Origin of the sequence: Lyngbya sp. CCY1209, from assembly GCF_035615495.1 — a bacterium.
Classification (GTDB): domain Bacteria; phylum Cyanobacteriota; class Cyanobacteriia; order Cyanobacteriales; family Microcoleaceae; genus Limnospira.
Genome location: NZ_JAJENU010000570.1, coordinates 23189 through 34461 on the forward strand (window position 1 = coordinate 23189; position 11273 = coordinate 34461).

Below are 11273 nucleotides of genomic sequence, written 5' to 3' on the forward strand. Positions count from 1 at the left end.
CAAAGCTCGAAAGAGTCAATCCTCAAAACAAGATTGAAGGAGATCGGACGATGAAAATGCAAAAATTATTCTCTACAATTGCAGTGACGAGTTTATTTCTTCCCCTGAGTGCGGCGGCGGCCTTCGCCGGTCCGGGTCGTGGCATGGGATTCAATGGTTTAAATTTGAGTGCCGAACAACAGCAAGAAATCCAAGAAATTCGCGATCGCACCTACGCCGATTCCGACACTCAGCGCCAGCAATTGCGGGAAAATCGCGATCAAATGCGATCGCTCCGGCAAAGTGACGCCAGCGCCGAACAACTGCGCCAACAGCGTCAAAACAATCAGGAATTGAGCCGCGCTTTGGGCGATCGGCGCTTCGAGACACAGTTGCAAATTCGCGACACCCTCACCCCCGAACAACGCGCCCAACTCGGTCAAGGTCAAGGGCGGGGTCGCGGCGGTCGCGGCGGCGGTCGCGGCGGCAATCAAGGAGATTGCCCCTACCAATAAATCGCAATGCCTACTCCCGCCTCTATTTTGGGGTTAATAACGGTTCTCAAAGTCCCCCTTTTTAAGGGGGATTTAGGGGGATCGCTCAAATCATATTCAGATGATTGGGGAGGTTTAGGAGGGGATAACCGGATCTGATATGATATGGCGATCGGGATATAGCAGTGTGAAATGATTCGTAAAAATCCGACTCGTTCAAAGCCCCCAGAATTGGGGGTTTGGGGGCCAGACAATTTTCCAATGATTTCCGATTGCTATAGTCTATGTCCAACCGAGTCCACGCAAGCGTGGACTTTTGCTGTGAGCCTTTAAATTCATTTCAAGGCAGGTGAAATCAGGGGCAGTTCCCCGACAATACAAACTCACTGCAACAAATGTTGCAACTCCGCCGATCGCTGTTTCAAACGGGCCGACAACAGCCGGACGATCGCCTTGTGAAATTCTTGTGCCAACTGCGGCTGTTCCGTCTCTATTTTCTCAAAGGCGACGGTCGAAAGATGGTAAAGATCGCTATTTTCTTCCGCGATAACGGAAGCCGATCGCGGCGCGTTCTGATACAACCCCATCTCCCCCAAAATCGTGCCGCCGGTGTAGGTTTGCACCCGCTTTTCGCTCCCGTCTTCCAACTCGAAAACAACGCTGACCCGTCCCGACTCCAGGAAATACAAACCGTCGGAGGGATCGCCCTGGCGAAATAAAGTCTCACCGGCGGCAATTTCCAAATATTGAAAATACCCCATCAACGTCTCGACATCTCGGGGTTCGGCAATGAACCGCCGCAGTTGTTCCGGCAGGGGAGAAACCCCGGAATCATCCAACTTCGACTCCTCCAAAAGCCGATCTTCGCACCACTCCAAACCGCGATCGAGGTCGGCAAACACCCGGAATGTCGAGTCCTCCGATTCCAAAATTTCGCCCTGTTTGAGTTGAGATTCCACCGCCGGTTGTAGGTTCGTCAATGCGATCGCCAAATTCTCCTTTTGGGCGATCTGGCGCAACTTGGCGAAACTCACCACCACCGAAGAATCGAGGCCGTTCACCAACCGAAAATCCAGCACCAAAAACCGCAGTGGCGGTTGGTCTTCCGCCCCCAACCGTTCCCGAACTTGCTTGAGTAACTTATTCGCCGTTCCGAAAAAGATAAATCCCTGCAATTCCAGGATGTAAATTTTCTCTCCCCGTTCCTGCAACAACAATTCCTGATCCCGCGATCGCTGGACGTAACTCTTGCGGTTGGCACCCGAAAACGTGTGTTTGGTCACGTCGATGCGGCTGTAATTGATGACGAACAAAACGATCGCCACCACCAAACCGACCGCCACCCCTTCCAACAGTTCAAAAGTTGCGATCGCCAGCAAAATTACAATCACCAAAAAATAGTCAGACTTCGGCAATTCAAACCAGGCGTCGTACAGCCACTCCACCAAAAACGACAGCCCCAGCAACAGCAGGAACCCCCCCAAAACCACCCTCGGAAACAGCGACAAAACCGAGATCCCCACCGCCAACATCACCGCAAAAACCGCCGCCGCCGACAGTGCCACCAACCGCCGCGACGCGCCCATTTTCGTCGCCAAAACGCTCAGAGACGTGACGTGAGAACCCACCAAACCGCCGCCCAAACCGGACAGCAAATTGGCGACCCCCGCCGCCCGCAATTCCCGGTTTAAATCGATATCGCGGTTCGTGATTAATTCCATGCTACTCGCCGTCAGCAGCAGTTCCAAAGTGGTGATAATCGTAATCGCCCCCATATCCCCCAGGCGATCGCCGATCGCGGACCAATTCGCCCGTTTCAGCGTCTCCAAACCCACCGGACGCCAGGAACCGCCCCCCTCGGGAAACGGACCCAACAACCACCCCCCGTCCGTCGCCGCCGCCAAAGACGTATCGGTGAACGCCAAAATTAGGTAAAAAGACACCAACGCCACGACGAAGCCGACGGGGAGCACCGGGAATTTCGGGTAGCGGCGGGACAGCAGCAGCAACGCCACCGCAAACGCCAACGCCGGCAACCACCGCAGCAATAAATCGGGTGCCAATAAAACTGGCAATTGGGCCCAATTCAATTCTTCCCCGGTGGTGACGGCGAACCCCCCCTCGAACAGCAGCCAACCAACGCCGGCGAGGAAGCCACCCACGACGGGATAGGGGATGAAGCGGATCAACTCTCCGGCTTTCAGGAGTCCGAGGATGAGGAGAAAAACGCCGGTGATTAAAGCCGTCAAACCGATCGCCACGATCGCACTTGAAAATAAAATATCGGGGGGTGCGTCTTCTGGCAAGCGATCGCCGATCTCGGCCACCATCAACGCCAAAATCGGCACGGCGGCGGGGAGGGGGATGGCGATCATCCCGGCGGGGGAAGAACTCAAAACTGCGACGATCGCGCAAATTATTCCCGCACTGAAAAAGGCGATGCCGATGCCGGCGGTGAGGAATTCGGCCAGGTGTTCGGAAAAAATTAAAGCGGCGTAGGAGATGCACATCGTCACGCCGATGGCGCCGACAACCACACCGGCGACGAGGCTGGAGAAAAGTCCCTCGGGGGAGAGTTCCGCTGCGATCGCCCGTTGCAGGTTGGGGAATTTGGAGCTTTCTAGAGTCATGGCTTGCGGTTGAGCGTCCGGACACGATCTTACTTAAAATACCAGGTTCGTCACCTTTGCCATCATCGCGACCCCGACGGAGAACTGTTTTGAAAGCAATACCGAAGTATTGATCCTAAAAAAAGAGGCGGAAAAAGGCGGCGATATTGGTGATCGCTCGCACCGGTCGGAAAACTTCCTCCGCCGTATCGCTGACGGCCGTCAGAGCGGAACGATTCACGACGACGACATCATTATTTCGCAACACCGGGTTATTTTCGGGGGAAACTCCGCTCGCGAGATCGACCAGTATCGTCTGGCGAGAAACCGTCCCGTTCGGGTTCAGACGGATGAGTTCCACGCTCCCTTTTTGGGCTCGAACCGGGTCGAAACTACCGGCAGCGAGTAAAGCCTGATTTAAAGGAGTATTCGGCGGCACCCGTATCGCCCCCGGATTGACCACTTCCCCGATCACATTCACGTTGATGGTTTCCGGCGAGAAGTTAGCCGATGCCAGGGTTTCCAACTCTTCCGGCGCGATCGCCTCGGCCGTGGGGACGACAATCGTATCTCCATCCTGCAAAAACAGATCCTGGGTGATATCCCCGGACTGCAACAGGTCCCACAGGTTGACCGTGAAAACCTGCAACCCGGAGCGGGTACTCCGGCGAAGTTCGATTTGACGGATATCGGCTTCCTCTTGAATTCCTCCCGCCACCTGCAGGGCTCGGGTGAGGGTGGGGAAATTGGCGGCGTCGCCGTCTTCGGTCGCCTGGGGCGCGATCGCATAGGAACCGGGACGGAAAACCTCCCCGACGACCGCCACCTGAACCGGGTCGATCGCCTGGGGGACGAGGCTGGTAGACGCGAACTGTCGCATTTGGGCCGGATCTGAAGATGTGGCCGTCGGCACGAAAATACTGTCCCCGTCCAGCAGCACCGGATTTTGGCTCAGATTCCCCTGCTCGACCAATTCGCCCAGGTCGAGGATGATGGGGCGATCGGCGGAATGGGCCCGCCGGAGTCGCACCTCCCTGACGTCCGCCGCCTGGGTGATGCCCCCGGCGAGGTTCAGGATGTCGGTCACGTGGGGAAATTGTTGTCCGTCTGCAAAGGTGACGGTGTAGGAGCCGGGACGGGACACTTCTCCGGCGATCGCCACCTGAATGGGCCGGGGTTCCACCAAACTGAGGGTGACAACAGGCTGTTGGAGGAGGCTGGCGTACTGTCGGGAAACGAGAATTTGAGCCTCGGGGATGGTGAGTCCCCCGACCCGGACGACGCCGACTCCCCGCAGGTTCAGCGTACCGTCAGCCAAAACCAGATATTCCCCGCTATATTTCTCGACGCCAAACACGTCGATTTGGACGCGATCGCTCTCCCCCAGGCGATAGGCGACTCCGGGTTGAATGGGAGAAGTCGAATCGGACGGAGGAGGCGTTTGGGCGATTCCCGGCGGGTAAATACCGAAGGCGATCGCGCTCAATAATGTGAGGCTGACCGCCGACTGACCGAAAGTAGAACGTCGCATAGATTCGGGTTTGGGGCAATTGGGACGGTGGGAAAAACTCGGAGTTTTTAACTTTAATATTGTAGCTCAGGTGAAGCCGAGTTGTCCCACGATCGGCGATGGTTTCCCATTTCTTATCACCCCTTGTTATTTCAAGGGCGATCGCTATTCTGGCAGGAGATGACTCACAAATAGTTTCAGCCACAGAAATGGCAAAAACCACTCCAAACCCACCGTCGGCGGAATCAGATAAAAGCCGAATAAAAGACCGATGCTAAACAATAGTAGCGCCACGGGACGACCCAGATCGCGGGGGACGGTCAAAATCAAACTAGACCCCAAAAGTAAGAAACTGTAAGTCAAACCAAAAAAGAACCAATCTCCGCCGCGAAAGAGGGTCGCCACGATGAATAAATGCAGGCCGTGAATCGCTACGAAACCGAAGTGGTGGCGGAATGTTTGACCGGGGCGATGATACCAGCGTTTGGCGGCGGGGGTGGCGTTGGTGACAATCCCTCCGGTGAGGTCGAAAGCGAAAAGGGTGGCGATCGCGAGTTGTACGGAATTCCAAGGAAGCTGCCAGGAGAGCGCGACGAGGGGAAGGGCGATCGCGGCTGAGATAGAGGACACAAATTGAAGCCATAACTCGCCGGGGGTCCCATGGGGGCCGACAATGCGATCGAGCCTTTAAAAAGACACGGCTTTCAAGCTCTCGTCCTTTTCTCGTAAAAACTATTTTAGCAAACATGATATCATTCAAAATCCGGTGACATTTTCCCACTGTTCATGACAACTCATCCAACTCTCCGTGTCCTCTGTGCCTCTGTGGTTAATTTTCCGAATTGAATCATCTAAAAAAAAGGCAGGGGCAACCCCCCGCCTTCTTTCAAATCAAAATTAAACGAGCCATTAAGCCTTCGCGACTTCCTTCTTCTTCTCCTCTTCCGCCGCCAAGAACTTCTCCAACTCCGTCAGCGCGTCCGCATCCACCTTCGTCTGCATCGGGCAGAATTTCGGGCCGCACATCGAGCAGAATTCGGCCGTTTTGTAGATGTCCGCCGGCAGGGTTTCGTCGTGGTACTCCCGGGCGCGATCGGGATCGAGGGACAATTCAAACTGTTTGTTCCAGTCGAAATTGTATCGCGCCGCCGACAGTTCGTCATCGCGATCGCGCGCACCCGGACGATGACGCGCAATATCCGCCGCGTGGGCCGCAATTTTATACGCGATCAAACCATTCCGAACATCCTCCGCATCCGGAAGCCCCAAATGTTCCTTCGGCGTCACATAGCACAGCATCGCCGTCCCGTACCATCCCGCCATCGCCGCACCGATCGCGGACGTGATATGGTCATAACCGGGAGCAATATCCGTCACCAGCGGTCCCAACACATAGAAGGGCGCCTCGGAACACTCCTCCATCTGCTTCTTGACGTTGAACTCGATCTGATCCATCGGAACGTGACCGGGGCCTTCCACCATCACCTGGACGTCATGTTCCCAGGCGCGGCGCGTCAACTCTCCCAGCGTCTTCAACTCCGCCAGTTGCGCCTCATCCGATGCGTCGTGGGTGCAACCCGGACGCAGGGAATCCCCCAAACTGAACGAGACATCGTACTTCTTGAAAATTTCGATAATGTCGTCGAAGTGGGTGTAAAGGGGATTTTGCTTGTGGTGGTGCAGCATCCACCGGGCGATGATCCCGCCGCCCCGAGACACAATCCCGGTAATCCGATTCCGCACCAAAGGCAAATACTCGATCAAAATCCCGGCGTGAATCGTCATGTAATCCACACCCTGCTGGGCGTGTTTTTCGATGATATGCAGGAAATCGTCCGGCGTCAGCTTTTCGATGTTGCCGTGGACGCTTTCCAAAGCCTGATAGATCGGGACCGTCCCGATGGGAACCGGGGAAGCGTCGATGATGGCGGTGCGGATGGTATCCAAATCGCCCCCGCCGGTGGACAGGTCCATCACCGTATCGGCCCCGTATTTCACCGCCAAATTCAGCTTGTCCACTTCTTCCTGCAAGTTGGAGGAGTTGGGGGAGGCGCCGATGTTGGCGTTGACTTTGCACTTGGAGGCGATTCCGATGCACATCGGTTCCAAATTGGGGTGGTTGATATTGGCGGGAATAATCATCCGACCCCGTGCCACTTCGTCCCGAATCAAGTCGGCGGGGAGGTTTTCCCGAGTCGCCACATGGTGCATTTCCTCGGTAATGATTCCCTGGCGGGCATAGTGCATCTGAGACACGTTAGCCTGCCCGCGTCGCTTGGCAACCCATTCAGCTCGCATAATTTATTCCCTCTGTTAACAGCTTCCCTACGCCGGTACTAGCCGGACTCAGGTTCCAAGGGTGTCTCTCAGCCTGGACTTCGCAGGCACCCCTAGCTCTGTGAATTAGTTGAAGATGTTAACACTTCTGGCGGGACTTGAGCCAGGATCGGTTAATAAATGTTCATGTCGATTTGTTACGAGATGGGGCGGGAGGCAGAATTGATAATTATCAATTATCAATTATCAATTATCAATTATCAATTAAATTCCCGACTCCCGACTCTGGACGATGAGGACGGAACAGGGGGCGCGGTGGACGACGAAGTTGCTGACGCTGCCGAGTAGGGCTTCGATGACCCCCTGGTGTCCCCGGCGGCCCACCACGATCAGATCCGTCCCGAAATCCTTGGCCATCTGACAGATGCAGCGTCCGGTGTCTCCCATTTTCCAGTTCCAGTCTGCGGTGATATTTTGGTCCGCGGCGCGGCGGACGCAGGAATCCAACCAACTGCGGATGTGGTCGAGTTCGCTTTCGAGTCGTTCCTGCATGATCTGGGAGTAGCGGGCGATGTTGCTGGCGTGGAGGTCGCTGTAGCCGTAGGGGTCGGGGTCGTTCACTTCCAGGCGGTGGAAGATCATCAGTTGGGCGCCGTTTGGTTTGGCCAGGGCGATCGCTTCTTCGAGAACGATTTCGCTGTGGGAGGAGCGATCGAGCGCCACTAAAATTTTTTGATATCCCATTTTTGCTGTCCTCCGTTCGGTTTGTGACCCGGCCCCGAAATCCTCGTGACCCGCCGTTTCCCGGATTCTGCCCGCCGTCCGGAGAGCCAACTTTGTGAGGCTGGGAATTAAAGATTTAAAACCGCTTTTAGTATTCAATATAACATTTTTACGACCGCAAATCTGCTACTCAACGCAACGAAAAAAACGGACAAGCAGCTCAACTCCCGAGCCCGGGGCAGGGACGGGAGTCGAGACTGGGGCGATCGATTGATAATTATCAATTATCAATTATCAATTATCAATTAATCTTTCACCAGTTCGTTGTTGATTTCGTTGACGGGTTGACGCCGCAGTTCGACGGATTCCGATCGCGGCAGGAGATCGAAGACTTCCCGGAAGACATCATCGACTCGCTCGTAGGACACCAGCCCGATTTCGTCCAGGACGACTTCGCCGGACTCGTCGATGAGTACGGTTTGGGGGACGTATCCGCGATAGTAATAGCCCGGTTCCGTGGGGGATTGGGTCCCGTTCTCGGCCACGATCGCATCGACGTTGACGGGGATGAAGTCCGCGGCCCGCCCGTAAAATTCTTGTAGCCGGGAAACCGTGGTGGAAAACAGTTTGCAGTCTTTGCTGTCGTCGAGGAAAAAGACCAGGAGGGCGGGTTTGTGGATTTTTAACGACTGGGACAGTTCGACTCGGGGCGGGACGAGGGACCCGTTTCCGCCGTAGAGGGCGAAAATATTGCCGTCGAAGTGATCGTCGTCGATATTCGCCCAAGCCGGGGCACTTCCCAGAAACATCGCCAGGATGAGACTCAGGGCGACGGCGAGTAAGCCCGTGGGGATGAGTCGCACCCGGGGACGGACGGAGGCTCGGTCAGATGAGATGGGGTTGGATGTGAACACTGTCATCAATGAGTTGGGGCACCTAGCTTCATGAATTGTTACACTTTTTCAAGTTTATTTTACATTGGGCGATCGCAAAATTGGAATTTCCCCGCCCCGATCCGGTTTGCCTTCGCGCCGTCCGACCCCAAAATCCGGGCTTTTTTGACCGCGACACCCGCTTTTATTTCGGCCCGTGTTTTTTTTTTCGGCTTCATTCTCTGATCGTTCGGCTTTGACGATATTTTCTATATTGACTTCAAATCGACATTAAATGCATCTAAATCTACGATTTAAAATTTATTGTCGGTTTTAATTATTTTTATATTTTAATTTTTATCAAATAATATAAAACGATATTATTTTTCCGTTTGACCCCCATCGACCGCGATCGGATGGCGCTCCTTTTCGGGGGTCGAACCGCGATCGCGATCGGCCACAAATTCTTCGGAACGACCGCTCCGTTCCCGGGGCGGGGGGTCGGGGGCGGAGTGGCGGGGACGGAATCGAAAAAGTCGCCCGAACACCCGCTGCGAGGGACAAAGCGCCCCCCGAACCCCTCCGGTTTTGCGGTCTGGAAAAGCCGAGTCCCCCGACCCGTTCTCGGGGGGGGTGGCGGACGAAATGTTAAAAACTATTACAAATCGACTAAGGATGTGAACGTGACGCCTCAAAATTACATTGCGATAGGTCATCGTGTCGCGGGGTTAAAAACGGGAGCGAATTGTGACCGACGGGCGATGTCTAGGCCCTGAAGCGGGACAACTGCCGCCGGTGCCGTGCAATCCCCTCGGGTCTCGTCCGCCCCGGAGAGAATCTCGCCGACCCAACCCGACCTAGCGGGGTTCCATCCGGCAAAACGGCCGGAAAGCCCAAACCTCTCCGGCGCGATCGCGATCGGAGAGAATCACGCGGTAATCTTGGCCGCGGCCAAGGCTTGCCCTCTCAGGAGAAGTTCCCGCCACCCCCCGCCCCGAGCGGAGTGATGAGGGGCCTTCCCCAAGCTGAGAAGCAACGACCTCTGGCTCGTGACGAGACGAGTCGTTGGCGTAATCATGAACACATTAGCTAAACCCTGTGGTAGAAAATGAGTATCGTTACCAAATCCATCGTGAATGCAGACGCTGAAGCGCGTTATCTGAGCCCGGGTGAGTTGAACCGGATCAAATCTTTTGTCACCACCGGCGAACGTCGGGTTCGGATCGCCGAAACCCTGACGGGCGCCCGCGAGCGCATCGTCAAAGAGGGCGGAAATCAACTGTTCCAGAAGCGCCCCGACGTCACTTCTCCCGGTGGAAATGCCTACGGTGAAGAAATGACCGCCACCTGCCTGCGGGACCTCGACTACTACCTGCGTCTGATCACCTACGGAATTGTGGCCGGCGACGTGACCCCCATCGAAGAAATCGGGGTCGTCGGCGTCCGCGAAATGTACAAGTCCCTCGGTACTCCCATCGAAGCCGTAGCTGAAGGGGTGCGGGCCATGAAGGGTGTCGCCACTTCCCTGCTGTCTGGAGAAGATGCGGCCGAAGCCGCCCAATACTTTGACTACCTCATCGGTGCGATGTCATAGGCGCGGCCAACGCCCTGATCAATCTCTGACCACCTTAGATTAAGCGACCATTAGCAAACGAAACCATCATGCAAGACGCAATCACTTCCGTAATCAACTCCTCCGACGTTCAAGGTAAGTACCTGGATTCGAGTGCCCTCGACAAGCTGAAAGCTTACTTCGCCACGGGTGAACTGCGCGTCCGCGCCGCCACCACCATCAGCGCCAACGCCGCTAACATCGTCAAAGAAGCGGTGGCCAAGTCCCTGCTGTACTCCGACATCACCCGTCCCGGCGGAAATATGTACACCACCCGCCGTTACGCCGCCTGCATCCGCGACTTGGACTACTACCTCCGCTACTCCACCTACGCGATGCTGGCCGGCGACCCGTCCATCCTGGATGAGCGCGTCCTCAACGGTCTGAAGGAAACCTACAATTCCCTGGGCGTACCCATCGGTGCCACCGTCCAAGCCATCCAAGCCATGAAAGAAGTGACCGCCTCATTGGTGGGCGCCGACGCCGGCAAGGAAATGGGCATTTACTTTGACTACATCTGCTCTGGCTTGAGCTAAGATTCCCCGAATCGGAACCGAGAAGTAGCGGAAACAACACTGCGGCTCGATTCTGCCATTCATCTCAACTTGGGGCCAGGGAAGTCTGGAGTGAGTGCTAGACCGCCAAAGGCTTGTCGGTATCGGTTGATAAGTTTTAGCGAGCTAGTATTGACTCCCGACTCCCGGCCTTCAATCGTTTAAATATCAGTGTCAAAATTATCGACTTAACCCAGGAGAACGATACCCATGAGAATGTTCAAAGTGACGGCTTGCGTTCCCAGCCAAACTCGGATTCGGACTCAGCGCGAATTACAAAACACCTATTTCACCAAATTGGTTCCCTACGACAACTGGTTCCGGGAACAGCAACGCATCATGAAGATGGGTGGAAAAATCGTCAAAGTTGAATTGGCAACGGGCAAGCCCGGAATGAACACGGGGTTGATGTAATGCTGCAAACGCCAGCCGCCTTGGCGGTGTGGCGTCTCGTTCGCCCGCGCCCATTTCGCTTCAGTCGCGGGGGCGATATCGAAACAATCAAAATTTGAAAGGGTGCCGTCAACTTCCCTCCCGGCCTCCGCTATGATAGATAGACCGGTGCGATTCGTTCGGGAACGAAATAGGGCTGAAATACCTGAAATAACTTCCCGGTAAGGCTTCCATCCCCTTGGATGGATAT

At 55.3% G+C, this 11273-nt stretch carries 11 protein-coding genes and 1 riboswitch; of the genes, 4 read left to right on the forward strand and 7 right to left on the reverse strand.

Features of this window, described 5'->3' with window-relative positions; all coding sequences use genetic code 11:
- Positions 1-50: 50 nt before the first annotated feature.
- Positions 51-494 (forward strand): Spy/CpxP family protein refolding chaperone, encoded by a 444-nt coding sequence (locus LKE08_RS19955; protein ID WP_324706007.1) that lies wholly within the window; start codon positions 51-53, stop codon positions 492-494.
- A gap of 362 nt (positions 495-856) precedes the next feature.
- Here LKE08_RS19955 and LKE08_RS19960 read toward each other — a convergent pair whose 3' ends face one another.
- The 7 genes from LKE08_RS19960 to LKE08_RS19990 all read right to left on the reverse strand — a co-directional run bounded on the left by LKE08_RS19960 (position 857) and on the right by LKE08_RS19990 (position 9180).
- On the reverse strand, positions 857-3103 hold the full coding sequence (locus tag LKE08_RS19960) for a SulP family inorganic anion transporter (RefSeq protein ID WP_324706008.1): 2247 nt from the start codon (positions 3101-3103) through the stop codon (positions 857-859).
- A 115-nt stretch (positions 3104-3218) separates the two neighbouring features.
- Positions 3219-4613: an SLBB domain-containing protein gene (locus LKE08_RS19965; RefSeq protein ID WP_324706009.1), complete on the reverse strand. Its 1395-nt coding sequence runs from the start codon at positions 4611-4613 to the stop codon at positions 3219-3221.
- A 144-nt stretch (positions 4614-4757) separates the two neighbouring features.
- Positions 4758-5222: a hypothetical protein gene (locus tag LKE08_RS19970; protein ID WP_324706010.1), complete on the reverse strand. Its 465-nt coding sequence runs from the start codon at positions 5220-5222 to the stop codon at positions 4758-4760.
- Positions 5223-5501: 279 nt separating this feature from the next.
- Positions 5502-6890 (reverse strand): phosphomethylpyrimidine synthase, encoded by a 1389-nt coding sequence (gene thiC / locus LKE08_RS19975; RefSeq protein ID WP_324706011.1) that lies wholly within the window; start codon positions 6888-6890, stop codon positions 5502-5504.
- 7 nt (positions 6891-6897) lie between these two features.
- Positions 6898-6994, reverse strand: a riboswitch (TPP riboswitch).
- Positions 6995-7133: 139 nt separating this feature from the next.
- A complete protein-coding gene (locus LKE08_RS19980; RefSeq protein ID WP_324706012.1) occupies positions 7134-7613 on the reverse strand; it encodes a universal stress protein in 480 nt (159 codons plus the stop codon).
- A 284-nt stretch (positions 7614-7897) separates the two neighbouring features.
- A complete protein-coding gene (locus LKE08_RS19985; RefSeq protein ID WP_324706018.1) occupies positions 7898-8401 on the reverse strand; it encodes a thylakoid membrane photosystem I accumulation factor in 504 nt (167 codons plus the stop codon).
- Between the two features lie 443 nt (positions 8402-8844).
- Entirely contained in the window at positions 8845-9180 is a 336-nt protein-coding gene (locus tag LKE08_RS19990) for a hypothetical protein (protein ID WP_324706013.1), read from the reverse strand.
- Between the two features lie 392 nt (positions 9181-9572).
- Here LKE08_RS19990 and apcA point away from each other — a divergent pair, with 392 nt between their 5' ends.
- The 3 genes from apcA to LKE08_RS20005 all read left to right on the forward strand — a co-directional run bounded on the left by apcA (position 9573) and on the right by LKE08_RS20005 (position 11044).
- On the forward strand, positions 9573-10058 hold the full coding sequence (gene apcA, locus LKE08_RS19995) for an allophycocyanin subunit alpha (protein ID WP_324706014.1): 486 nt from the start codon (positions 9573-9575) through the stop codon (positions 10056-10058).
- Between the two features lie 68 nt (positions 10059-10126).
- The gene (gene apcB, locus LKE08_RS20000) at positions 10127-10612 is read left to right on the forward strand and encodes an allophycocyanin subunit beta (protein ID WP_324706015.1); all 486 of its coding nucleotides are present in this window, start codon (positions 10127-10129) and stop codon (positions 10610-10612) included.
- A gap of 228 nt (positions 10613-10840) precedes the next feature.
- A complete protein-coding gene (locus tag LKE08_RS20005; RefSeq protein ID WP_009787432.1) occupies positions 10841-11044 on the forward strand; it encodes a phycobilisome linker polypeptide in 204 nt (67 codons plus the stop codon).
- The last annotated feature ends 229 nt before the right edge of the window (positions 11045-11273 follow it).